The organism is Priestia sp. 53B2 (assembly GCF_056099005.1).
Genome location: NZ_JBLZXA010000027.1, coordinates 326,999 through 351,662, shown reverse-complemented (window position 1 = coordinate 351,662; position 24,664 = coordinate 326,999). Strand labels below are relative to the sequence as shown.

The 24,664-nt window shown below is 39.4% G+C and carries 24 protein-coding genes; 10 read left to right on the top strand and 14 right to left on the bottom strand.

What is annotated here, in order from left to right:
* The first annotated feature begins 68 nt into the window (after positions 1 to 68).
* Complete coding sequence (locus ACN6NE_RS22265; RefSeq protein ID WP_474327311.1) at positions 69 to 1,511, top strand: aminotransferase-like domain-containing protein; 1,443 nt, start codon at positions 69 to 71, stop codon at positions 1,509 to 1,511.
* On the opposite strand, the gene ACN6NE_RS22260 is transcribed toward ACN6NE_RS22265, so the two are convergent.
* From ACN6NE_RS22260 to ACN6NE_RS22250, 3 genes are read right to left on the bottom strand one after another with little or no spacing between them, the layout of a single operon-like run.
* Complete coding sequence (locus ACN6NE_RS22260) at positions 1,502 to 2,578, bottom strand: HAMP domain-containing sensor histidine kinase (RefSeq protein ID WP_474327309.1); 1,077 nt, start codon at positions 2,576 to 2,578, stop codon at positions 1,502 to 1,504. The genes ACN6NE_RS22265 and ACN6NE_RS22260 overlap by 10 nt on opposite strands.
* Positions 2,575 to 3,255, bottom strand: coding sequence for a response regulator transcription factor (locus ACN6NE_RS22255; protein WP_474327307.1), 681 nt, complete (start codon positions 3,253 to 3,255; stop codon positions 2,575 to 2,577). The genes ACN6NE_RS22260 and ACN6NE_RS22255 overlap by 4 nt, the downstream gene beginning before the upstream one ends.
* A gap of 11 nt (positions 3,256 to 3,266) precedes the next feature.
* Positions 3,267 to 3,830: a class I SAM-dependent methyltransferase gene (locus tag ACN6NE_RS22250; protein WP_474327304.1), complete on the bottom strand. Its 564-nt coding sequence runs from the start codon at positions 3,828 to 3,830 to the stop codon at positions 3,267 to 3,269.
* 234 nt (positions 3,831 to 4,064) lie between these two features.
* Between ACN6NE_RS22250 and ACN6NE_RS22245 the strand changes: the two genes are divergently transcribed.
* The gene (locus ACN6NE_RS22245) at positions 4,065 to 4,199 is read left to right on the top strand and encodes a hypothetical protein (RefSeq protein ID WP_276319808.1); all 135 of its coding nucleotides are present in this window, start codon (positions 4,065 to 4,067) and stop codon (positions 4,197 to 4,199) included.
* 87 nt (positions 4,200 to 4,286) lie between these two features.
* On the opposite strand, the gene ACN6NE_RS22240 is transcribed toward ACN6NE_RS22245, so the two are convergent.
* The gene (locus ACN6NE_RS22240; protein WP_474327302.1) at positions 4,287 to 5,006 is read right to left on the bottom strand and encodes an SDR family NAD(P)-dependent oxidoreductase; all 720 of its coding nucleotides are present in this window, start codon (positions 5,004 to 5,006) and stop codon (positions 4,287 to 4,289) included.
* A gap of 197 nt (positions 5,007 to 5,203) precedes the next feature.
* Here ACN6NE_RS22240 and ACN6NE_RS22235 point away from each other — a divergent pair, with 197 nt between their 5' ends.
* Entirely contained in the window at positions 5,204 to 5,830 is a 627-nt protein-coding gene (locus ACN6NE_RS22235) for an FMN-dependent NADH-azoreductase (protein ID WP_474327300.1), read from the top strand.
* A 27-nt stretch (positions 5,831 to 5,857) separates the two neighbouring features.
* Here the strand turns inward: ACN6NE_RS22235 and ACN6NE_RS22230 are convergent, their stop codons facing one another.
* Positions 5,858 to 6,625: a TrmB family transcriptional regulator gene (locus ACN6NE_RS22230; RefSeq protein WP_474327298.1), complete on the bottom strand. Its 768-nt coding sequence runs from the start codon at positions 6,623 to 6,625 to the stop codon at positions 5,858 to 5,860.
* 122 nt (positions 6,626 to 6,747) lie between these two features.
* Here ACN6NE_RS22230 and ACN6NE_RS22225 point away from each other — a divergent pair, with 122 nt between their 5' ends.
* From ACN6NE_RS22225 to ACN6NE_RS22215, 3 genes are all read left to right on the top strand, one after another.
* Positions 6,748 to 7,521, top strand: a complete 774-nt coding sequence (locus ACN6NE_RS22225; protein WP_013056888.1) for a sulfite exporter TauE/SafE family protein — start codon at positions 6,748 to 6,750, stop codon at positions 7,519 to 7,521.
* Between the two features lie 164 nt (positions 7,522 to 7,685).
* The gene (locus ACN6NE_RS22220) at positions 7,686 to 8,351 is read left to right on the top strand and encodes a hypothetical protein (RefSeq protein WP_474327296.1); all 666 of its coding nucleotides are present in this window, start codon (positions 7,686 to 7,688) and stop codon (positions 8,349 to 8,351) included.
* 144 nt (positions 8,352 to 8,495) lie between these two features.
* A complete protein-coding gene (locus tag ACN6NE_RS22215; protein WP_474327295.1) occupies positions 8,496 to 9,386 on the top strand; it encodes a PhzF family phenazine biosynthesis isomerase in 891 nt (296 codons plus the stop codon).
* A gap of 40 nt (positions 9,387 to 9,426) precedes the next feature.
* Here the strand turns inward: ACN6NE_RS22215 and ACN6NE_RS22210 are convergent, their stop codons facing one another.
* The 3 genes from ACN6NE_RS22210 to ACN6NE_RS22200 form a co-directional block, all read right to left on the bottom strand.
* The gene (locus ACN6NE_RS22210; RefSeq protein WP_223268911.1) at positions 9,427 to 9,705 is read right to left on the bottom strand and encodes a hypothetical protein; all 279 of its coding nucleotides are present in this window, start codon (positions 9,703 to 9,705) and stop codon (positions 9,427 to 9,429) included.
* A gap of 113 nt (positions 9,706 to 9,818) precedes the next feature.
* Positions 9,819 to 11,321 (bottom strand): NAD(P)H-hydrate dehydratase, encoded by a 1,503-nt coding sequence (locus ACN6NE_RS22205; RefSeq protein ID WP_474327292.1) that lies wholly within the window; start codon positions 11,319 to 11,321, stop codon positions 9,819 to 9,821.
* A gap of 11 nt (positions 11,322 to 11,332) precedes the next feature.
* Positions 11,333 to 12,373: a C45 family autoproteolytic acyltransferase/hydolase gene (locus ACN6NE_RS22200; RefSeq protein WP_129708816.1), complete on the bottom strand. Its 1,041-nt coding sequence runs from the start codon at positions 12,371 to 12,373 to the stop codon at positions 11,333 to 11,335.
* 142 nt (positions 12,374 to 12,515) lie between these two features.
* Here ACN6NE_RS22200 and ACN6NE_RS22195 point away from each other — a divergent pair, with 142 nt between their 5' ends.
* The 3 genes from ACN6NE_RS22195 to ACN6NE_RS22185 all read left to right on the top strand — a co-directional run bounded on the left by ACN6NE_RS22195 (position 12,516) and on the right by ACN6NE_RS22185 (position 15,567).
* Entirely contained in the window at positions 12,516 to 14,393 is a 1,878-nt protein-coding gene (locus tag ACN6NE_RS22195; RefSeq protein ID WP_129708812.1) for a terpene cyclase/mutase family protein, read from the top strand.
* A gap of 335 nt (positions 14,394 to 14,728) precedes the next feature.
* Positions 14,729 to 15,271, top strand: coding sequence for a GNAT family N-acetyltransferase (locus ACN6NE_RS22190; RefSeq protein ID WP_129708809.1), 543 nt, complete (start codon positions 14,729 to 14,731; stop codon positions 15,269 to 15,271).
* Positions 15,272 to 15,372: 101 nt separating this feature from the next.
* Entirely contained in the window at positions 15,373 to 15,567 is a 195-nt protein-coding gene (locus tag ACN6NE_RS22185; RefSeq protein ID WP_129708806.1) for a hypothetical protein, read from the top strand.
* Position 15,568: 1 nt separating this feature from the next.
* On the opposite strand, the gene ACN6NE_RS22180 is transcribed toward ACN6NE_RS22185, so the two are convergent.
* The 4 genes from ACN6NE_RS22180 to ACN6NE_RS22165 form a co-directional block, all read right to left on the bottom strand.
* Positions 15,569 to 16,354, bottom strand: coding sequence for an ABC transporter ATP-binding protein (locus ACN6NE_RS22180; RefSeq protein WP_474327289.1), 786 nt, complete (start codon positions 16,352 to 16,354; stop codon positions 15,569 to 15,571).
* Between the two features lie 24 nt (positions 16,355 to 16,378).
* Positions 16,379 to 16,855, bottom strand: coding sequence for a GNAT family N-acetyltransferase (locus tag ACN6NE_RS22175; RefSeq protein ID WP_474327743.1), 477 nt, complete (start codon positions 16,853 to 16,855; stop codon positions 16,379 to 16,381).
* 157 nt (positions 16,856 to 17,012) lie between these two features.
* Positions 17,013 to 17,489 (bottom strand): site-2 protease family protein, encoded by a 477-nt coding sequence (locus ACN6NE_RS22170; protein WP_129708800.1) that lies wholly within the window; start codon positions 17,487 to 17,489, stop codon positions 17,013 to 17,015.
* 145 nt (positions 17,490 to 17,634) lie between these two features.
* Complete coding sequence (locus ACN6NE_RS22165) at positions 17,635 to 18,453, bottom strand: AraC family transcriptional regulator (protein WP_240702692.1); 819 nt, start codon at positions 18,451 to 18,453, stop codon at positions 17,635 to 17,637.
* Positions 18,454 to 18,591: 138 nt separating this feature from the next.
* On the opposite strand from ACN6NE_RS22165, the gene lacZ reads away from it, so the two are divergent.
* Entirely contained in the window at positions 18,592 to 21,696 is a 3,105-nt protein-coding gene (gene lacZ / locus ACN6NE_RS22160; RefSeq protein ID WP_474327286.1) for a beta-galactosidase, LacZ type, read from the top strand.
* Between the two features lie 36 nt (positions 21,697 to 21,732).
* Here lacZ and ACN6NE_RS22155 read toward each other — a convergent pair whose 3' ends face one another.
* Both ACN6NE_RS22155 and ACN6NE_RS22150 read right to left on the bottom strand, forming a co-directional pair.
* Positions 21,733 to 22,644, bottom strand: coding sequence for an EamA family transporter (locus tag ACN6NE_RS22155; protein WP_129708791.1), 912 nt, complete (start codon positions 22,642 to 22,644; stop codon positions 21,733 to 21,735).
* A gap of 98 nt (positions 22,645 to 22,742) precedes the next feature.
* Complete coding sequence (locus ACN6NE_RS22150) at positions 22,743 to 24,659, bottom strand: vWA domain-containing protein (RefSeq protein WP_474327284.1); 1,917 nt, start codon at positions 24,657 to 24,659, stop codon at positions 22,743 to 22,745.
* Between the last annotated feature and the right edge of the window lie 5 nt (positions 24,660 to 24,664).

The following is a 24,664-nucleotide window of genomic DNA, read 5'->3' as shown; positions in this document are numbered from 1 at the left end:
CCTCCCCTGTTGTCTCCATCCAAGTTTTGATTTATAATACCAACCAAATTATAAAAAGGTGGTCTCATATGAACTGGACTCCAGATCCGGCTGATAAAAAGCCAATGCACAAACAAATTCAAGAGTATATGATAGAGAAAATCATAAATGGAGAGTGGCCTATTGGAACTAAAATTCCTTCGCAGCGTCATTTAGCTGCTAGCTTTTCTGTAAATAGAAGCACGGTGGTGACAGCAACTGAAAACTTAATTGCTGAAGGACTGCTCAGCGGAAACAAAGGTGGCGGCACCAAGGTCATTAATAATACGTGGAGCTTACTAGCATCAGGTTCTCACATGAACTGGAATTCGTATGTAGAAGCAGGAATATACCAACCAAATTCTCCAACTATCCGCCATATTAACGAAGCTGAATTTCAACCGAGCATTATTCGTTTAGGAACTGGAGAGTTAGCACCTGACCTGCTTCCTTCCCATCAGCTTTCGGAACTGTTTAGCGGAATTAATTATAGAAGCGTACACTTAGGCTACGAGCACCCAAGAGGAAATGATGAACTCCGACAAGAGTTAGTGAAGCATGTAAAAAAACGAGGCATTGAAACTTCTCCTTCATCTATTTTAATTGTATCCGGTTCACTTCAAGCCCTTCAGTTAATTTCAATCGGCCTGCTGTCTCCAGGTGCCAATATATTAGCTGAAAAGCCTTCTTATCTTTATTCTCTGCCGTTATTTCAGTCCGCACAAATGAAAATAACGGGCGTTTCGTTAGACGAAGAAGGAATGCATTTAGCTTCATTAAAAGACCAGCACGAAAAAGAAAAAGGCACAGCTTTATATACAATACCGAACTTTCATAACCCCACCAATGTAACGATGAGTGAACAAAGGCGCCAAGAGCTGCTTCGCCAGTGTGAAAGAATGCATTTGCCTATTATTGAAGATGATGCTTACGGAGAGCTTTGGTTCCATTCACCGCCTCCACTTTCATTAAAAGCTCGAGATAAAAATGGAATGGTTCTTTATTTAGGAACGTTCTCTAAAACATTCAGTCCAGGATTTCGAATTGGATGGATTGTAGGGCCTGAACATGTAATTGAGCGATTGGCCGACCTTAAAATGCAAGTTGACTACGGAGCCAGTTCCTTATCTCAATGGGCAGCTGCTGAGGCTCTTAAAACCGGAATTTATGATAGGCATGTGGCCAGCGTACGCTATAAATTAAAAGAAAAAGCTCAGCAAACACAGGCCATTTTAGAGAAGCATTTGAAAAGCCTTGCTTCGTGGAATACTCCGAGCGGAGGTTTTTATTTTTGGCTTACGCTGCATAAGCCTATTTCGATGCGGAAGTTATTTAAGCATTGTCTCGACCAAGGCGTTCTTTTAAACCCAGGCGCATTGTATGATCATGAAACGTCGCAGCATATCAGAATATCCTTTGCTTATGCGACGCTTGCAGAATTTGAATATGGCATCAAAATAGTCGCAAAAAGCCTTAAGAATCTTTACAAGTGAGTCTTAAGGCTTTCTTGTGTTAGGGGCAGATTTATAAAAAAAGTGAGCTTATCATGCTGACGCTCCGCTCGTATCTCTCCTTGATGCAGCTGGATGATTTGTTTTGCAATAGCCAGTCCTAAACCTGAACCATTCGCGTCCGATCTTGATTCATCACCTCGATAAAATCGATCAAACAACTTTTCTACCTCAATTTTTTCACTGATATCAATGCTGTTCCTAAAGGAAATAACTATGTAACCCTCGTAAATTTCCTGATTCACCTCTAATACGGAAGGCTTTTTGCTGTATTTCTTGACATTTTCGAGCAAGTTTTGAAATACTCTTACCATTTTTTCCACATCAATAAGTGCATTCCATTCACAAGCAAAGTTAGTCTGAACGTCAATGCCTTCTCGTTTTAAAATCGGCTCGTACTCTCCTATTACCTGCTGAAGCAAACGTTTCATATCGACCTCATTTCGTTGAAGCTGCAGATCAGGACTCGTCAATTTCGTATAGTCGAACAATTCTTCTATTAAATCAGTTAAGTATTTTGCTTTTGAATCAACAATATATAAGTAGCTATCTAATGTTTCATCATCCATACTTTCTCTTTTTTTGATTAAATCTAGGTATCCAACGATGGATGTTAACGGCGTACGCAAATCGTGAGATACACTGGATATTAGCTCATTTTTCACTTGCTCCAGCTCTCGTTCACGATCAAATTTTGTACGAAGCTGCGCAGACATTTTATTAATGTTTTGACTTAATTCAGCCAGTTCATCTTTTCCTCGTACATGGATGGTTGCGCCTAAATCTCCATTTGATATTTTTTGAACCTGTTCAGAAATTTCTTTCAGGTAACGAATATGGGAACGAATAAGTACTAAAAAAACAAAAATAAAGACCACAACCGCAATAGAAATAAGCCCAAACGCCAATAGGTTATATGCAGAAACATTCATTTTCTCTTCTTGTATATACCTGCTTAAAACAAGCCTAGAAATTAAAATGAAAATTAAATTAGTAGCCAAAAAGCTTATAATGACAGCAAAAAGAAACTTTACACTTATTCTTCTCATATCCTGTATCCTACGCCCCATATTGTTTTAATATAAATGGGCTTTTTCGGATTATCCTCAATTTTTTCGCGAATCTTTGTAATATGAACCATTACGGTATTATCCGATTTAAACGCATCTTCTTGCCAAGCGGCTTCGTATATTTTCCCCATACTCATCACCGTGCCCTTATGGCGTGCAAGCAGCTCTAAAATATCAAACTCTTTTGGTGTTAAGCGAATCTCTTGGCCGCGTACAAAGACAAGTCGGGTGCTGCGGTTAATTTCCAAATCGCCAATTTGAATAATTTCATGCTCAGCACGTTGATTGTATTTTTTATAGCGTCTAATTTGTGGTTTAACCCGCGCGATGAGCTCGAGAGGATTAAATGGCTTTGTTAAGTAATCATCTGCGCCTGCTGTTAAGCCAGATATCTTGTCCATATCTTCTGACTTAGCCGACAGCATAATGATAGGCATGTTTTTTCCTTCACGTATTTTAAAAGCAGCGTCAATCCCATTCATCTGCGGCATCATAATATCTAATATAATTAAATCTACTTCTTGTTCTTCTAAAAGCGCTAACCCAGATACAGCATTAGAAACTTTCAGCGCTTCAAATCCTTCATTTTCTAAGTAAATACCAATTAAATTACGAATTTGCTCATCGTCATCAATAATTAAGATTCTGTCTTTCATTTACAAACTCCTTATATCTCATTCTTTTCACATGTAAAAATGTATGCAGGCGGAACGTTTCTCCACTCTTTTTCCGCTTCAATCTGCGGGAAAGACGTGCGGATCAACTCCTTTTTAAAATTCGTATACTGAAACGTAATAAATTTCCCTTCATCAGCTAATACACTTCGCGTGTTTTGCAAAATACAGTCCGACGCTTCAGACGCTAAAGAAGCAAAAGGAAGACCTGATAATATGTAATCTACTTTTGGAATATCGTACTGTATCAAGTACTTTTGGATATTTTCAGCTGAGCCGTGTATCACGTACACATTTTTTTCATCTCTTACTTGTTCCTTTACTTTTTCGTAAAAGTACCGGTAGTATTCGATAAGAAGCAAAGTTGTACGAGCGCTTCGTCTTCTTATTAATTCACGGGTGAAAACTCCGGTTCCTGGCCCGTACTCTACTATACAGGCTGCATGTTCAAAATCAATCCCTTTTACCATTTTTTTCGCTAAGTGCGTAGAGCTTGGCAAAAGTGCTCCTACCGTTCTCGGCTGATGAAAATATTGATACATAAAAGCTAAATTCATTTTCTATTCCTTCTTTCTACTCTTTCTTTCTAGAATAGAAAAAAAAACTAAAGAAACGTTAAGTAAATTTCTTAAGAATTCTTAAGAAAACAAAAAGGAGGATGGGACAAACGTATTTTAGTTGAAGGAAGATCCGAACTATGAATTAAAATTCTTTATTGAGAATTAAGTGCATTCTAATTTTTTTATGGTGATAGTGAACGTAGGTTTCATGTATGTAGTTGCTTCTAGCTGTTGATTGGAGGGCAAGGCGAAGACTCCTGCGGGAAAAGCGGAACAGATGAGACCCCGCAGGAGCGCATGCGACGAGGAGGCTCATCGACCGCCCGCGGAAAGCGAAGTCTGGCACTGAGATCAACAGCGGTTTAACAAGCGCCATACTGAATTATTTATCCCATTTGTTCGTCTTTGGATTGGATTGATGTAGTTATGTCTCAATTCCTTTTGAAAGAGTATTCAGCGCAAATAACATCCGCTATTTAAATCGAAGGTGGCTCCTGTATAATGTTTTGCTTGAGGGCTCAGTAAAAAAAGAACCGTATCTGCCACGTCTTGAGGCGTAACAAAGCTTGGAATCAGCTGATGAGCGATGTATTCATTTTTGCGCCACTCTGGAATATTTTTCATCATATCGGTATTTACCATTGTAGGTGCTACAGCATTCACCCGGATATAAGGAGAAAAATTCATCGCACAGCTCTTGGTTAATCCTAATGTTGCTGCTTTAGACATTCCATATATAGCATCGGAGCTTCCTTCCATTCCTGACACGGACGATATATTAATAATCGCTCCTTCTGTCTCCTTTTTCATTAACAATTCGCCAAAGTACTTGGAGAAATAAACATATCCTTTAATATTAATATCCATCACAAAATCTATTTCGTTTTCTTCATAATCCAATAAATTTTTCCCTAAATACACGCCTGCATTATTAACTAACCCATACAAATTTTTATCTTTTATTTGATAAAAAAGATCTTTTACATCCTTCCCTTCTTTAACATCTATTACATACGTTTCAATATGGCCCTTTGTATCTTCAGCTAGCTGTCTCAAAGCTTCATCATTAATATCACAAGCAATAACTGAATAGCACTTTGACACACACTCTTTTACAATTTCTTTACCAATTCCAGAACCTGCACCCGTAACGATTATCCATTTTTCTTTCATCTCGACACCTCTTATTTACTTCTGTTACACATACTTGTTATGTAAATATTCAAACATTTATTATACCATTATTTTCTATATAGACATCTCTTTCTTGCGCTCTTTTTTAGCTTTCCTGACAAAGCGCGTATAGTTTTTTGTACGAGTGATAACGATAAGATAGTACATTATTTCAAACAAGAAAGAGTTGATAAAACGTGGCAAAAGTACTTTATATTACAGCTCATCCTCACGATGAGTCTCAATCATTCAGTATGGCAACTGGAAAAGCATTTATCGATACTTACAAAGAGCACAATTCAAGTGACGAAGTTGTACATATTGACCTTTATAAAGAAAATATCCCTCATATTGATGCGGATGTATTTAGCGGCTGGGGCAAACTTCAGTCGGGTTCTGAACTCTCTTCTCATGAACAGGAAAAAGTTAATCGCCTTGCAGAATTGAGCGAACAGTTTGTAACAGCGGACAAATATGTTTTTGTAACGCCTATGTGGAACTTTTCGTTTCCACCGGTTATGAAAGCCTACTTAGACTCTGTAGCCGTAGCTGGTAAATCATTTAAATACACGGCAGAAGGTCCTGTGGGGCTATTAACGGATAAAAAAGCGCTTCACATTCAAGCGCGCGGAGGCATTTATTCTGAAGGTCCTGCAGCTGATATGGAAATGGGGCATCGCTATATTGGAATTATGATGAATTTCTTTGGAGTCCCTTCGTTAGACGGCATTTTTGTGGAAGGGCATAATGCAATGCCAGATAAAGCTCAGGAAATTAAAGAAAAAGGCATAGCAGAAGCCAAAAAACTTGCACAAACTTTTTAATACAAAACCCGCATAAAGCGGGTTTTTCTACGCAAAAAAGATTTCTCTTTCCCTTTCAATCCACCTGTCCATTTCCTGATCACTTTTTTCTACAAGTCTGTTAACGAGAATATCATGCCAAATATAATTCTCAAGTAAATTAATGTTGACTGCATTATTGGTATAGTAAGCCATTTCTTTATGACCATAAATCATTTCTTTGCTGTCAACAGCTATAATAAACCAGTTTTGGTTCCCAATATTTTCGGTATAGCTTGTATGACGGTGCCGGTCAAATTCCTCCATCACTTCACTTTGTTCAAACACAATTCCTTTTAGTGTTACACTCTCTCTTAATTGCAATAAAAGAGGCTTCAACTCATTGTAAATACTAGGCCAAAGTGAGATGACAATTTTATTTTTTGCTTTTAGCAATAGAGACTCACAAAAAGCGAGAATGGCTCTTTCTCCTTTCATCGTCATAATCCGGCTTTCTTCTATAGACTCCGCAGCTTCAAAACGTTTAAGCGTTTCGCTAACGTCTTCATACGTTTCATTCCATTTTTTTTGCAGCGAATGTAAAAAAGCATCGACGGGCAGCGGTGTGTACTCCGTGCCATCACTGCGCTCTTCTTTTAGCACCATGCCCTTTTCCTCTAGCGTTTGTAAAACATCGTATACACGCGCTCTTGGCACACCTGAATGTTTACTAATGCTGTAGGCGGTAGAAGATCCTTTTTTGACAAGCGTTACGTATACTTTTGATTCATACTGATTAAACCCAAGCGACTGAAGCTGCTGAATAATGTTCTCCATAGAGAGAACCTCCCTGTTTTTTAAGTTATTTGAAATTTTCATCATTTACATATTTACAACTGCATTTTATATAGTTACTATTTAAGTAGTCACTACATATTATGACATGAGGAAGGTGCTTTATGGAAGAATTAAGTTTACAGATTGTTCTTTTGCTTTTACTATTTGGTTTTTTAGCTGCATTCATCGACTCTGTAGTTGGCGGAGGCGGTTTAATTTCAACGCCTGCCCTTTTATTTTTAGGCCTGCCTCCCGCTGCTGCCTTAGCTACAAATAAATTAGCCGGAACGATGGGCGTATTAACGAGTACCATTCGATTTGTCAAATCCGGAAAAGTCGATTTTCGCGTCGTAGGTAAATGGTTTCCTTTTGTATTTATTGGTTCTTTAGGAGGTTCAATCACCGTTCATTTTCTATCCTCTGCTTTTTTGAAACCAGTTATTTTGATTCTCCTTGTTTTAGTTGCTATTTATACAATCTTCAAAAAAAACTGGGGCACCACGTCCACGTATAAGCCGCTGTCTATTAAGAAACTTATTTTCTTTACTGCACTTATTTTTATTATTGGCTTTTACGATGGTTTTTTAGGAGCAGGCACAGGTTCATTTATTTTATTTGCTTTTTTATTTATGGGATTTGATTTCCTGCAGTCAGCAGGCAGTGCAAAATTTTTAAATTTCGGCAGTAACTTAGGTGCTTTGCTTGTGTTTTTATATTTCGATTCTGTTGTATTTTCTTACGGATTAATTATGGGGTTTGCGATGATCGTGGGTTCTTTTGTCGGGTCAAATGTCGCTCTATCAAAAGGCGTGACGTACGTCCGAACGCTTTTTATTCTTGTCACTTTAAGCCTTATTAGCAAAAACATATTCGATTATGTGAATCAGTACAAATAGATCAATGGTTTCTTTAGAAACATAACAATGAACCTATATATCTATTAGATTAATAAAATCACCTCTTACTATTTTCTTATTTTTGGGTAAATGTGTAAAAAAACACGAAAATTGCTGTATACTGGTCCATGTTGTTTTACATAATTTAGAAATATTATACAGAGGTGAACATTTTGTTTAAGAAATTCAGGTTTTTATGGTTTATTTTGCTGATCTTTGCACTTATTTTTGTCAAAAATACGTTCTTTTCTTCTTCAGAGAACGCTGCTGAGACTCTAGCAACGTCAGATGTTCCACAAGCCGCGGCTACTTTCAAAGAGGGAAACAATCAGCAGGACGGAGTCATTATTCAAAAATATCGCAAACAGCTAGATGCAGCGCAGAAAAAAAGCGACGAAAAAACTACTAAAGAAATACAAGAAAAAATTTATGAAGACGGAAGACAGGCGGCACTAAACTTTTTACCGCGCAATAAATTTCAAAGAGCTTTTTCTCAGCCTTCTAAAAAATCGGCCGATGATATTTATAACTTTCTAATTGCCCAAGTGGGGTTTGGAGGATATGATTCTCTTTATCAAGAAGCAATAACCGCAAAAAAAGAAGCAGCTTCTTCTACTGATGAATTAAATATGAGTGGCATTCAAGCTAAAACCGCTGCACTTACATACGGCACACTAGCACAAAGAGAGCAACTGCTTGTTACAAGTCTTGCCTATGACTTAAGCAGCGTAGGCGTCATTTCTTCCGATACAGCTAAAGATATTGATAAAAAAGCTACTCATATACTGGAAGTTAGAAAAGAAGGAATAAATGCCGCGATGCAAGAATAGTTTTGCGAAGTGAAAAGCAGCAGGTAAAAACTGCTGTTTTTTTATTCCAAATAACGTTCAGGCACTTCACTATTTTAACAGCCGATTATTTAACGACACTGGTTAAAGCTTTCATACAATGATATCAAAATGGAGGTAATTTCTATGAAAGAAGCGATTGTTTATCAATACGATGCGTTCAGCACGCGCCCTAATAAAGGAAACCCTGCAGGAATTGTGTTTAACGGAGATGATTTTTCAGCTGAAGAAATGCAGAAGATTGCTTATGAAGCACAGTTTAACGAAACTGCTTTTATCATGGACTCTTCGCGCGCTGATTTACGAATTCGATACTTTACGCCCGGACAAGAAGCAGATTTGTGCGGCCATGCGACCGTCGCTTCTCTTTATGCTTTACATAGTAAAAACAAACTTCCAAAAACTACATTTACAGTGGAAACAAATGCTGGAATTTTGCCGATGACTGTACAGAATAGAAACGGACAACCTGTTATCACCATGAGTCAAGCTTCTCCGCAGTTTCATCCGTTTTCAGGTTCAAAAGAAAAACTGGCAAAAGCTCTTAATCTTCATATTGATGACCTTGATCAAAGACTTCCTATTGTATATGGAAGTACAGGGAACTGGACGCTTATTGTACCTTTAAAAAATTTAGATGCCTGTAAAAAGATGAAGCCTAATCAAGAAGATTTTCCTCATATTTTAACAGATATGCCAAAAGCATCTATTCATCCCTTTTGTTTTGAAACGATTCACTCAGAAGCTCATATGCACGGAAGACATTTCTCTTCACCATTTTCAGGTACGGTAGAAGACGCCGTAACTGGAACAGCATCAGGCGTAATGGGCGCCTATTATGCGAGATATGTGGACCTGCAAGATAACGACCGCTGGCAATTTGTGATTGAGCAAGGACAGGAAATAGATAAAGATGGCTTCGTTCATGTAGAAATTACAAAAAAAGAAAATACGTATGGTGTGGTAATCGCAGGAGAAGCTGCCTATGTAACCAAGCAAATCGTTTCTCTTTCCTAATAAAAACGTGTCCGCCTATTTGGCGAACACGTTTTTTTGTTTAGTAAATAATAGCCTGTACGCTCATTATTGTAACGGTTAAAATAAGAATCACGTTCCCTATAATTAACCACGGCTTTGCGCTTCCTCTTCTACCTTTAATAGCCGTGATTAGTCCAGCAATGGGCAATAAAGCCATAACGATGACCCAAATTTTACGAAGAATGCTGGAATCCAAATAAAAACCAAACTGCATCATCGCAAATAACACGACTGTGATAAGGAAGAAAAGTGTAGGCACAGCTAAATGAATGCCTCTTGGTCTCATTGAGTAGTACACAACATCACTTTCTTTCTATGTAAAATCTTACGTAAAATAACGTTATCATTTACAAAGAGTTTTGACAACTTTTTGAAGGATTTTGTCAACAAATTTTAATAATCTAGAAGAAATTACTTCTCACTCAGCTGCCCTAAGACTGCCGGCAGTGCAGAAATAACGTCGCTTGCTAACATATCCATCATTGTATGCCCCTGATCGAGCAGCACATCCGCTGCTTTTCCGTGAACATATACCGCATTACTGATTGCTTCTTGAAGAGAATCATGCTGCATAATAAAAGCGAGGATGATCCCTGTTAACGTGTCACCCGTTCCGCCTTTTGCAAGTCCCGCGTTTCCAGTGGTATTTACGTATTGTTTTCCGTCAGGTGTTGCAACAATCGTGTTTGGACCTTTTAATACAAGGTACACACCATTTTCTACTGCGTATTGCCTAGATATTGAAAATCGATTTGCTTCTACTTCGGCGATTGTTGTGTCCACGAGCCTTGCCATTTCTCCCGGATGAGGCGTTAAAATCGTGGCATGTTCTCTTTCTTTTACTTCTTTTTCTAAATGGGGAAGATGAAAAAGAGCATCGGCGTCAACCACAACAGAAACCGGCTGGTGAAGCACTTGTTCGACGACTTTCTTCGTTTCTTTCGTTCTCCCAAGCCCCGGTCCGACTGCAATTGCATTATACTTCCCTTCTTCTAAAGGAATCTCGCCTGCAAAAAATCCATCTTTGCTTGGACATGGTTTATACATCACTTCCAGCATGTGAGCAGCTGCAATCGCATGAATATCGCTCGGAAGCGCAAGCGTTAAAAGTCCCGCTCCGCTTGTGAGCGCTGCTTTTGACGTTAGCATCGGCGCTCCGGGTGTTTGAAGCGAACCTCCTATTACGATTCCCTTTCCATGTGTACCTTTATTAGACGAAGCGTTTCGAATGGGAAAAGATCGTTTAATATGCTGAGTTGACCATACTTCCTTAAGTGATGAACTTTTTTCAATTGCTAGCGGCGGGATGCCAATATCTACTACAATCAATTCACCGTAACTTTCTTTGCTTGGGTATGTAAATGCCGTGATTTTCGGCTGCTGAAGCGTAATCGTAGCATCTGCACGTACCGTAAGCTCTTGCTTCTGTTCCATTACTCCACTTGGGACATCGATGCTGTATATGTAAGCCTTAGAGTCATTTATTTTTTTCATAATGTCATCGTAAGGAGATTTGATGCTGCCTTTTACTCCTATCCCTAGTAGACAGTCAATAATCACCGTATACTTTTTTACAGAGAAGTTATCTCCCGCCGATTGCCACGTGAATCCAGCATTTTCATAGATGATCATGGCTTTTTTAGCCGCGCCTTTTATTTTTCCCCGTGCAGGAACTACCCAGACGTCAACTTCATAGCCTTTTGACTTCAAAGCACGGGCAATAACAAAGCCGTCTCCTCCATTGTTTCCCGTTCCTATAAGCAGCCCTATGTTTTCATGTTTTTTAATTCGCTCACTCAGCGCGTTTGCAGCAGCCTGCCCGGCATTTTCCATAAGGGACTCTTCACTCATCCCAATTGCATTCATCATATAATCATCTACTTGATACATCTCTTGATTCGTTACAATTCTCATTACGCTGCTCCTTACTGAAACGGAAATGGTTCATCTGTATTTACCGTTCCTTTTATTTTCGTTATAGTTAATTGTTCTCCTTTCACCCAATCTTCAAACGAGAAAATGAGAGGCTTTGCTTTTCGTCCAATCCCCACAATAACTTGCAGCGTCTCCGGTACATATGCTACTGTATGAAGCGTCCCAGCAGAATTCCGGTAATCTTCTTTAAAAATACCGTATTCATCTTCATTAAATAAAGAAAAAGCTTCAAGAGGCGATAGTTTTTTTTCAATATGATCTCGAATATGATCGAGCCTTTCCTTTGACTCTACCAAATGATGACGATTTTCTTCGATTAGCTGATTAAAATGGTTCGTACACCCCATCATCGTCCCTCTTTGTACATGAACGCCTCGTCCAGATGCTTCGACTACTGCTCCCTGTCCGCTGCGGTCATAAATGGAATAATTAAACGCATGACGATGCGGTGCTCTTTCTAAAATAGCAACAGCCTCTTCTGTCGTTTCACATGTTTCTAAAATAAACCGAGCGAGCGTACAGCAAATAAATCCGTTTGTTTGACGGCGGCGATTAACAAAATGATAGCCAATTGCCAGTCCTTTTTCATTCATTCCATCCATTCGCCCAATCATTCTCGTTCCAAATCCGACGCTTGCATACCCTTCATTTGGCTGAAAAAGCAAAAATCGACCTTCGTACGTTTTAGGATGATAATCGTAGTTTCGTACATACACGCCGTGCTGCATAAGAGCCGAACATCCCGTTTTTTTCCACTCTTGCTGATACCCGCTGTACTCATGAATAACGTCTTCAAGAGGCCAATCTAAGCCTTCTGCTAAGCCCACTAGTTCATCCCACAGTCCGGGAGCAAATAAGTCGTAATAATGACGAGCTTCTTTTGTTATCGTTTGATAGCTTCGTAATGAACGTTTTCTTCTTTTTTGATGATTTTCAAACAGCTTTGTTCCTTTATGTAATTTCCCTTGCATTTCACCAAGCTCTCGGTAAGAGCCTCGTCCTTGAATGACTTCTACCTGTATTTCTTTCACTTCTATCACTCCAATTTTCCAGTACCTTTATTGTGCAGCAAGCGCTCTATTCTTTGCAACTTTCTCCTCTCATAGAACTCTCTTCCTTTGAATACAGTTATAAAGAAACAGGTCGAAAGATTGAAAAGCATTATCATAAGAGGTGATCATATTGCTAAAGGAAGTTCAGCTAGAGATTCAGCGAAGAATCGCCTATCTGCGCCCAACACAAAAAAATGACGGGTCATTTCGCTACTGTTTTGAAACAGGCGTTATGCCTGATGCGTTTTTAATTATGCTTCTTCGCACCTTTGATTTAGATAAAGAAGTGTTGATTAAACAATTAACCGAACGGATCGTTTCCCTTCAAAATGAAGATGGTCTTTGGACGTTGTTTGATGATGAAGAACATAACTTATCCGCCACTATTCAAGCTTATACAGCTCTTTTATATTCAGGCTATTACCAAAAAAACGACCGGATTTTGCGAAAAGCAGAAAGATATATTATAGATTCGGGAGGCATTTCGCGCGCTCATTTTCTCACAAGATGGATGCTTTCTGTTAACGGCTTATACGAGTGGCCAAAGCTATTTTACCTCCCGCTTTCTCTTTTGCTCGTACCTACCTATGTACCGCTTAACTTTTATGAATTAAGCACCTATGCCAGAATTCACTTCGTTCCGATGATGGTAGCAGGAAACAAAAAGTTTTCACTTACTTCTAGGCATACACCTTCTCTTTCTCATTTAGATGTAAGAGAACAGAAACAGGAATCGGAGGAAACTACTCAAGAATCACGCGCTTCTATTTTTTTAGTCGACCATTTAAAACAGCTGGCTTCTTTACCTTCTTACATCCACAAGCTTGGTTATCAAGCAGCCGAGCGTTACATGCTAGAAAGAATTGAAAAAGATGGAACACTCTACAGCTACGCCACCTCTACTTTTTTTATGATTTACGGTCTTTTGGCTCTTGGCTATAAAAAAGATTCATTTGTGATCCAAAAAGCAATTGACGGGATTTGTTCACTACTTAGTACATGCAGCGGCCACGTGCACGTAGAAAACTCCACGTCAACCGTTTGGGATACCGCGCTGCTCTCTTACGCTCTACAGGAAGCAGGTGTACCGCAGCAAGATCCCATGATTAAAGGCACAACTCGCTACTTAAAGAAAAGACAGCATACAAAGCTTGGAGATTGGCAGTTTCATAACCCAAATACAGCACCTGGAGGCTGGGGGTTTTCCGATATTAATACGAATAACCCTGACTTAGACGATACGTCTGCTGCTATCAGAGCTCTTTCTAGAAGAGCGCAAACTGATACAGATTATTTGGAGTCTTGGCAAAGAGGCATTAACTGGCTGCTGTCCATGCAAAACAAAGACGGGGGTTTTGCTGCATTTGAAAAAAATACCGACTCTATTTTATTTACTTATCTGCCGCTTGAAAATGCAAAAGATGCAGCGACGGATCCGGCTACTGCCGATTTAACCGGTCGAGTGCTTGAGTGCCTCGGAAACTTTGCTGGTATGAATAAATCCCACCCTTCGATTAAAGCTGCAGTAAAATGGCTGTTTGATCATCAATTGGATAACGGGAGCTGGTACGGCCGGTGGGGAGTTTGCTACATTTACGGAACGTGGGCCGCTATTACAGGACTCCGTGCTGTAGGGGTTTCTGCTTCTGATCCGCGTATCATCAGAGCTATCAACTGGCTCAAAAGCATTCAACAAGAAGACGGTGGATTCGGAGAATCATGCTATAGCGCTTCTTTAAAAAAATATGTGCCACTATCGTTTAGCACCCCTTCTCAAACGGCTTGGGCTCTCGATGCTTTAATGACAATATGTCCGTTAAAAGATCGAGCCGTTGAAAAAGGAATTAAATTTTTACTGAATCCAAATCTTACAGAGCAGCAAACTCATTACCCCACGGGAATTGGTCTTCCTGGACAATTTTATATTCAGTACCACAGCTACAATGATATTTTTCCTCTTCTTGCACTTGCCCACTACGCAAAAAAACATTCTTTGTAAAGAGGCTGGGACAAAAGTAGTTTAGCTGAAGGAAGATCCGAACGATGAATCGAGATTCTTGCTTGAGAATCCAACTCGTTCGGATTTTTTCATTTGTAGGATGAACGTAGGCTTCATGTATGTAGCTGCTTTCAGCAGTTAATGGGAAGCCAAGTCTTGCATGGAAATCAACCGCGGTGTAACAAGCACTCCATACTAGCGCATTGATCCCATTTGTTTGTTTTAAGATTCGATGGACGTAGTTATGTCTCAATTTCTTTTTATACATAAAAGCAGGTTTTTTAGGAGACAAGTGGAATATCTTTTTAAATGTTAGAAAAGAAAGGATGCATCAAATGAATAATGTTTCACCACTTTTAAAAGGAAAAAACGTGATACTAAGAAAACCAAAAGACAGCGATGTAAATGACTATCTAGCATGCAAACAAACAAAAGAACTTATTCGCATGTACGGAGGCGATACCCGAAACTTAAAACCTCTTACATTACAAGGTGCCAAGCGGCACGTCGAGTACATAAAGTCTCAAAAGCTGAATTGGTGTATAGAATATCAGCAGCGGTTTGTCGGAGAGGCCCGGCTGACCGTTAACGAGTACGACCGGCGCGCACGGTATGCAATTGGTTTATTTGATTCTTCCGTTTGGAATCAAGGGCTCGGCACTGAAGTTACAAAATTGGTACTTGCGTACGCATTTGAATACCTTCACTTGCACAGAGTCGATTTACGAGTGCTCGAATACAACAATAGAGCCATTGCTTGTTATGAAAAATGCGGTTTTGTAAAAGAAGGAATAGAGCGTGAAGGTGCTTTTATTGAAGAAGCATTTCAGACAGATCTTATCATGAGTATACTCGAACAAGAATATTATCAGCTGTAGAAAAGAGAATCAGCTGTCATCATCTTACTTCTTTAAAAGTTCGTATAGCCCAAGCCTTCTGTGAATAAAGTAACATAACGATGTAACTAAAGGAGCCAACGATGACAGCTTATGATTCCTCTTCTTTTGTATTTGTAACCATTGATAAACATGACCTTGCTGCTTTTTTACTAATTGATATTATTTGCGGCACCACTATTTATGTAGCATGTAAACATTATTTCCACAATGAGCTTGTTTCCATTGCAAGCAGCGCTCTTTTTCCCATGGTATGTAAGAAGGTTTCTCGACGCTAGCTCAGCTTTTTACCGGTTCTTTTAATGACAGCCAAGTGCGTTCCTTCTGCTGCTGAATCTCTACGGAGTGATTAAAAAATTTAGAAAGATGCGGCTCAGTGAGCTGGTCCTTCGTTTTTCCAGAAGAAAACACTTCTCCTTGGCGCATACAAAGCGTATGGGTAAAGCAAGGCAAAACTTCTTCTACATGGTGAGTAACATAAATAAGCGTAGGCGCTTTTGGCTGCTCTGCCATTTTTGCAATCAGCTGAAGAAGCTGTTCTCGGGCCATTATATCTAGACCTGTACTTGGCTCATCAAGTATTAAAAGCTTTGGTGAAGCCATAAGAGCTCGGGCAATTAGCACTCGCTGGCGCTCTCCTTGAGAAAGTGTTCCGTACGCCTGATTTTGTAAATCTTCGCAATTTAGCAGCTGCATTAATTCTATAGCTTGGTTCATATCTTTTTGCTCCACTTGTTCATATAAACCAATAGAGGCAAATTTGCCGCTTAAAATCATTTCTAAAACCGTATCGTCATCTCGAAACCTCTGCTGAAGCGAAGAACTTACCCATCCGATTTCTTTTCTGAGCTCAGACAGATTTGTTTCTCCAAATTTCCTTGAAAGAACTTCTACTTGGCCTTTTGTAGGCCAGATATATCCGTTGATTATATTTAAAAGCGTCGTTTTTCCGGAACCATTTAACCCAAGCAAACACCAATGTTCCCCTTTTTCCACTAACCACGACACGTTTTTTAAAATTTCTTTTTCTGCTCGTTTTACCGAAACGTTCTTAATTTTGATCATGCTAACACTCCTATACTCTCATTTTTAATTATATATACTATAAAAGAATAATGATTTGTCCCATTTGTTAACTTGCTTTTCTTTTTTCATGCCAATTCTTTCAGCCACTTTAATCGATGGGTAATTGTCAGGATCTATCAATGATATAATCTTCTGAAATTTCAGCGTATGAAGTCCATAATCTAAGCAAGCTTTTGCTGCTTCACTCGCATAGCCTTTCCCCCAGCGGCTGCGTAAGAACAAATAACCAAGTTCTGGATCTACCTTTCCGTCTACTTTTTGAAGAATCATGCCGCACTGCCCTAGAAACTCTCCTTTCTGTTTATCCTCAGCGATCCACATGCTAATGCCGTACGTTTGATAATGCTGCTTCATCCATTGAATCCAGCGGCGTGTGTCTTGTTCGCTTTTAGTAGAAGAATAATACTTCATTGCTTCAGCATCCTCAAAGATTTTCAGTAAATTTCCTGCATCGCTTTCAGCCATGGCTCGCAGCGTCATTCGTTCTGTCTCAATAATCGTATGAATCCTCTCCTTTCTTACATTCCAACATCTACTATCTTTATTATCCGCTACTATTTTCTTTTCGTAAAGTTTTCCTTTTTTATTTAAATGAACGAGAAAAAACGCACCAAAAAAGGCTGCTACACACAGCCCTTTAATCTGGATCACACGTTTTCCCGTACCGTAATACGTTATATATAGCACGTCCATCACTTGCAGATGTCTCTGTATATTGAATTGGCAGCAGTGAGAAAATAACATAATAGACTGAAAAATAAACAAATTGATAGCAAAATATATCTTCAGGCAGAATATTAGCCATAATTAATCCATTTATTATAAAAATAGTAAGCAAATTAAACAGTACACCACCCGCATACACCACTGCATGAGAAATGCGACTGTCATTCTTAAGATTTTCATATTTACAAAACGAGTCTAAAAAATAGACTGACTTAATTTTAAACTTCCCCATTTTAAGAATCGTTTTCCCTCGCCCAATAGTAAAATCGACCTTCCCTCCGAAAATAATTGCCATGACGGAATGCCCCAGCTGATGAACAAGTGATACAAGTGGCAACACAAGACAGAATGACCACACAAACTTTGGAAGATCATTTAACCCAAACACGTTTATCCCTCCTTTTTGTTTCTTCTCTCTACTTTTCCTCCCCGTTTTCACTTAAAACTACATTTAATTTCTTTTTTAAAACTCATACGAAATAACTACCCCCATATCATGTCTTATGACTTAGATAAAAACCGCTGTATGTAGCTTATGAAAAATACATTTTCCGAAAAATAGTTGGCGTAACGTTTTCCTGTTCTTTGAAGCGCTTGATAAAATAGCTTGGATGTTCATATCCTACTTGTCTTGCTATATCTTGTACAGAGATTTGGTTGTTTTTAAGCAGCAGTTTCTTTGCTTTTTGAATCCGCACGCGCGTTACGTATTCAAATGGCCGGATGCCAAGAGATTGTTGAAAAAGCAAACACGTATACTGCTCCGTTACATTGAGCTGCTGCGCCAGTACTTCTAGCGTTAACGGCTGATGATAATATTCCTCGATATAACGAAGGACTGGGTTTAGCTGAGTAATTTGCTGCAGGCGACTTTTGCTTTCTATATATACGCTGTCTTGGCGAAGTTTTAAAATGACGCTATATAGTAGTTCAGAGCACTGCATGGTGCTAGAGTTATGATTTTCTTCTAACCGATCCATTAGTTCTTGAAGCATCCTGTAAAGACTTTCAGCATTTGTAAGGACAATTTTTCCCGAATTAATAAATTGAAGAGAAAGCATGATATCATCAATCACACTTCCGTTAAAAGAAACCCAGCATACTTGCCATTCGCTCGTAACGGGATAGTATTCGTGCGGAACGTGCGGCGTCAGAAACATCCCTTCATTTTCTTTTATAATATAAACCTCGTCATTTACACGAAGCTCGCCTCTTCCTTTTATGCATTGAATCCATTGATAATCAGGAAACTCTCCCTGACGCTTAATATGCGTTTGGTGTCTCCAGCTTCCAGCGCTTGTAACATAGAATGGCAGTTTCATATCTTCATCTGAAAGAGCCGGAAAGTACATACGGTCCACATTACTTCCCCCTTTTTATGTGAATATAGTTATATTATCATGAAAATAATTAGATTGATAAGGTTTTCAGAAAACGTTATCATTTTCATATAAACTAATAACCTAGTACTTTAGAAATGAGGGATCGACGTGTTAAAAACCGGCAAGAAATTTAATTATACAGCACCTGTAAACGGATACCCTGAATGGAATAACAACCCTGAAACTTTTCAATTGAACCGTTCAAAAGCACACGCTTTACTTATGCCTTATCAAACAATCGAAGAGGCCTTAAAAAATAATAGAAAATCTTCTGTTTACTATCAAAGCTTAAATGGCAGCTGGTATTTTCATTTTGCTGAAAATGCAGATGGCCGCGTCAAAAACTTTTTCGTACCTGAGTTTTCATATGAGAAATGGGACTCTATTTCAGTTCCTTCACACTGGCAGCTGCAAGGATATGACTATCCTCAATATACAAACGTGACATACCCTTGGGTTGAAAATGAAGAGCTCGAACCTCCTTTTGCACCGACTAAATATAATCCTGTCGGTCAGTACATCCGTACTTTTACACCTAAACCAGAATGGAAAGATCAGCCGGTGTACGTCAGCTTCCAAGGCGTCGAATCTGCTTTTTACGTATGGATTAACGGTGAGTTTGTTGGATACAGCGAAGACAGCTTTACTCCAGCTGAATTTGATATAACTTCTTACCTTCAAGAAGGTGAAAATACGATAGCAGTAGAAGTATATCGCTGGAGTGATGCAAGCTGGCTTGAAGACCAAGATTTTTGGCGAATGAGCGGCATCTTCCGAGATGTGTATCTCTATTCTACTCCACCGGTTCACATCTATGACTTTAGCGTTCGTTCGTCGCTTGATAACAACTACCAAGATGGTGAACTTATCGTTTCAGCTGATATTTTAAACTACTTTGAGCAAGATACTCAAGATCTAACATTTGGAGCCACGCTGTATGACGCAAATGGCCAAGAAGTACTACAAGCTCCGCTGCAAACAAATTTAAGTGTGAGCGATCAACGTACAGTCTCCTTGCGTACACACATTAAAAGCCCTGCAAAATGGAGCGCAGAAAGTCCTAATTTGTATACGCTTGTACTCAGCTTAAAGAATTCTGCTGGTTCTATTATCGAAACAGAAAGCTGTAAAGTCGGCTTCCGTATATTTGAACTAAAGAACGGTCTTATGACAATCAACGGCAAACGTATTGTACTTCGAGGAGTGAATCGCCACGAATTTGATTCAGTAAAAGGCCGGGCAGGCATTACGCGCGAAGACATGCTTCACGACATTTTGCTGATGAAACAGCATAATATTAACGCAGTGCGTACATCCCATTATCCTAACGATTCAGTATGGTATGAACTATGTGATGAATACGGACTGTACGTTATTGATGAAACCAATTTAGAAACGCACGGAACGTGGACTTATTTACAAGAAGGTGAGCAAAAAGCCGTTCCAGGAAGCAAGCCAGAATGGAAAGAAAACGTATTGGATCGCTGTCGTTCGATGTACGAACGTGACAAAAACCACCCTTCTATCATTATTTGGTCGCTTGGAAACGAATCATTTGGCGGAGAAAACTTTCACCATATGTATACCTTTTTTAAAGAAAAAGATTCCACACGACTTGTTCATTACGAAGGAATCTTCCATCATCGCGACTATGATGCTTCAGATATAGAAAGCACGATGTACGTTAAGCCAGCAGATGTAGAGCGCTATGCATTAATGAATCCGAAAAAACCTTATATCTTATGTGAATACAGTCATGCAATGGGCAATTCATGCGGAAATTTGTACAAATACTGGGAGCTGTTTGATCAATATCCGATCTTGCAAGGCGGTTTTATATGGGACTGGAAAGATCAAGCTCTTCAAACAACAGCAGAAGACGGTACTTCTTACTTAGCTTACGGGGGAGATTTTGGTGATACTCCTAACGATGGTAACTTCTGCGGAAACGGCTTAATCTTTGCTGATGGGACAGCTAGCCCTAAAATTGCAGAAGTAAAAAAATGCTATCAGCCCGTAAAGTGGACAGCAGTCGACGCTGCTAAAGGAAAGTTTGCCGTTCAAAACAAACACTTGTTTACAAACTTGAACGCCTATGATTTTGTTTGGACTGTTGAAAAAAACGGTGAACTTGTTGAAAAGCATGCGTCTCTTTTAAATGTAGCTCCTGATGGTACAGACGAACTGACGCTTTCTTATTCTCTTTATGAGCAAGAAAATGAAGCTGACGAATTTGTTTTAACTCTTTCTCTCAGATTGTCCAAAGATACAGCCTGGGCTTCAGCTGGATATGAAGTGGCGTACGAACAGTTTGTGCTGCCTGCCAAAACCGCTGTGCCTTCAGTAAAAGCTGCTCATCCTGCTTTAACCGTTGACCAAAATGAACAAACGCTTACGGTTACAGGAACTAACTTCACGGCTATTTTTGATAAGCGAAAAGGACAGTTTATTTCTTACAACTATGAGCACACCGAGCTGCTTGCGTCGGGTTTCCATCCAAACTTTTGGCGTGCAGTAACCGATAATGACCTCGGGAATAAACTGCATGAAAGATGTCAAACGTGGCGTCAAGCAAGCTTAGAGCAGCGTGTGCAAAACATAAGTGTTCAACCGCAAATTGACTTTGTTATCATTTCGGTTGAACTAGCTTTAGACAACTCTCTTGCTTCTTGCTATGTAACGTATACGCTATATAACGATGGTGAAATGAAGATTGAACAATCTTTAGCACCTTCTGAGACAATGCCTGAAATTCCTGAAATCGGCATGCTGTTTACGATGAATGCAGCTTTTGATTCTTTAACGTGGTACGGAAGAGGACCTCATGAAAATTATTGGGACCGTAAAACTGGCGCTAAGCTGGCCCTTCATAAAGGCAGTGTAAAAGAGCAAGTTACACCGTATTTACGCCCTCAAGAATGCGGAAATAAAACGGACGTTCGATGGGCCACTATTACAAACGATCAAGGACGCGGCTTTTTGATAAAAGGTTTGCCAACAGTCGAGCTGAATGCTTTACCTTATTCACCTTTTGAACTGGAGGCTTACGATCATTTTTACAAATTGCCGTCAAGCGATTCAGTAACCGTGCGGGTTAACTACAAACAAATGGGCGTTGGCGGAGACGACAGCTGGGGAGCTAAAACACATCCTGATTACACACTATATGCTAACCGCTCGTATACAAACACGTTTACGCTAAAACCTCTATAAAAATAAAAAGGACTTTCATTTGAAAGTCCTTTTTACTTATGATGTCACCTCTGGCTTTCGCTGAGAAAGTAAAAATACCGTAGCGATAATAAGAATTGTACCTAACCACTCCGTCCATCCAAAGGTCACATGAAGCCATAGAACAGAGAGCGCCGCTGCTGATAAAGGCTCTGCTGACGCAAGAACAATGGCTTCAGAAGCGCTAATATGCTTCAAGCTTTCCAAATAGCAATAAAATGCAATGAGCGTTCCGAAGATGATTACAAATAACACCGCACACAGCGACAATAGCGACCATTCACCTGCTATATGCCACGGCGGGTGAATAAATGAAAAACTTACGCCGCCTATCACCATTCCCCAGCCTACTACTTCAATTGAGCTCCATTTCGCAAGAAGACGTTTAGGCTGAAGCGTATAAAAAGCAGACGTCACAGCTGCCCCAATCCCCCAAAACAACGCCCATCCTGTAATAGACAGCTCGTTAAAATTTCCGCTTGTTGCAAGAAAAAATGTCCCCGTTATGACGAGTGCAACAGAAATCATTTCTACTTTCACCGGCCACTTTCTTGCTTGCACAGCTAAATAGCCAATAATAAATATTGGCGACGTATATTGAAGCACTGTAGCTGTAGCAGCGTTTCCTGCTTGAATAGCTGCAAAATATGTATACTGCACGCCGAGCATACCGATTACACCAAACAAAAGCAGCGAACTCCTCTCTTCTTTTGTTTTCCAAATTGCAAAAATATTGCGCTGCTTAGAGGCTATTGACAAAAGCAGCACTCCGGATACTAACATACGAACGACGACCAGCCACTCTGCGTTAAAACTTTTATGCTGAAATAAATATTGAGCCACCGTGCCAGATACTCCCCACATTGTGGCACCAATGATTACAAGCAGCAGCCCCCATGCTCTTCTAGATGACGTTTGAACTCCTTCCACTTGCCATTCCTTCTCTCTTTTTCATATATATTTAACTTACCTCGCTCCTCTTTAACGGTCAATAGCAAAAAAAGTCGAAGCAATATGCTTCGACTTTTTTAAATGCTTTTATGAAGTAATTTCTTGAGTAAAGGAAATAGCACATCGGGAAGTTCTTCGATGTTTGGTACTAAAATACTATATTTCCCGTACATATTTTGAATGGTTTTCTTTTGTCCTTCATCAATTTCCCCGTTGGATAAAAAGACGTTGATGACTTCAATTCCGTGCTTGCGTGCTTCTAATACCGCTTCGTGCGTATCTACAATACCATTTTGTTCATATCCCATAGCGGCTGGTTCACCGTCTGAAAACACAAGTAAAAACTTCTGCTGTTCAGAACGCTGAAGCAAGCGGCGTGTCATATGGCGAATGGCAAATCCATCACGGTTGTCTTCTTCAGGCTCAAGCTGCATAATTTCAGGACCGCTTTTACGCTTTAACGATGCTTGAAAGTCCATAACCGTCTGCAGGTAGTTAGGCTGGCTCGTTTCGGTGGCATCATTTGTATCTTCCCAAAACCCTACAATTTGATGAGGCACCATAACAGACTTTAACGCTTCATGAAATAGCGTAATCCCAAGCTTCGTTTCATCCATTTTGTCGTACATTGATGCGGAACAGTCAACTAAAAGAGAAAAGACAGCATCAATTTGCGCAGAATCTTCATCTTTTTTATAAAACAAACGAGGATTGTCATCTGTCAATAGTTTTAGAAGCTTTTTATTTAATCGGCCAAAGTGCAGCTCGCTTCTAGGAAGCGTTTTTTTATGTTCAAGCGTTTTTTCAATCATTTGCTTTAATTTCTTTTGATACGATGCAATAATTTTTTTATTCTCATCATACTGAACAACGTGATCGTCGTTCGGAAGTTTAGAATCTATAAAAACAGCATAGGCATGCTTATTTTCTTTGCCATACTCATAATCCGCTTCTCCGTCTTTTTCTGGGTGCGTTTGCTCCATGGCTTCCATTTGAGAATAATCGTTGCGCGATGTTTTTTGAGAAGACCCTTGCACCATGCCCATTGCTTGATCTCCATCATCGCCTTCACGAACACCATCGCCTAGCATGTCTGTTTTTGAGCCTTGATCCATATCAAACTGTAGAAAACTTTGCGTCGCTTCGCTTGTCTCTCGATGCCACATTTCCATTTTCTCTTCGTGAATGTCTTCATCTCCGTCTTTTTCATGCTCTAAAATATCATCGTTCACTAATGAATCTTTGCGTTTTAAATCTTCAAATGTTAACCCTTCTTCTAACTGATCATACTGAAGTTCAGCCAAGAAGAAATAAGTATTAAGCATATCTTTTTCAATAATATCATCAAAAACATCTATAAGTTCAAGACAGATGCGCGATACATCTTTTGTTGTTTTAGCTTCATATACATTTGTTAGCTGTCTGCGAATAAAAGGCATCGCTAAGTTAATCGATTCACTCATTGAAGGAATTTCTTCAAATGGATTTTCAGCCGTTAATAGCAAGTAGATGCCGTTAAAAAGTGCATCCGTATACACGCTTTTTGTTAAATTTGCGCTCATTTGTGTAGCAAAATATTTTCTGTAGAGCTGTCTTCTGACGGCGAAGGCTTTTTTCGTTCCAGGACGTTCGCGTTTGCATACTTCTTCTAAACGAATATCTTCAAACAGCATAAACAGCTGCTTAGCTAAGCTAGGTACCGACGTTTTATTTATTTTCTTTAAATATGCATTAATTTCTTTGAAGTTTGAATGCTTATAGCTTCCAATACTTCTTAAAAATACATCACTTTTTAAGCCGGACACTTTGTCTTCTTCTGGACGGTTATCCCAAAAGTGACTGAGATAAATAATGCCGTGTACAGGATCATAATAAGAAGAAACGCGATACTCTACTTCAATTTCATCATTTTTTGTTAATGTTTTCGTTAAATCTGCCAGCTCCATATAGAGAAAGGAATCTACATTTTTGTCGTTAAATTTAATAAATCGCATAGCGC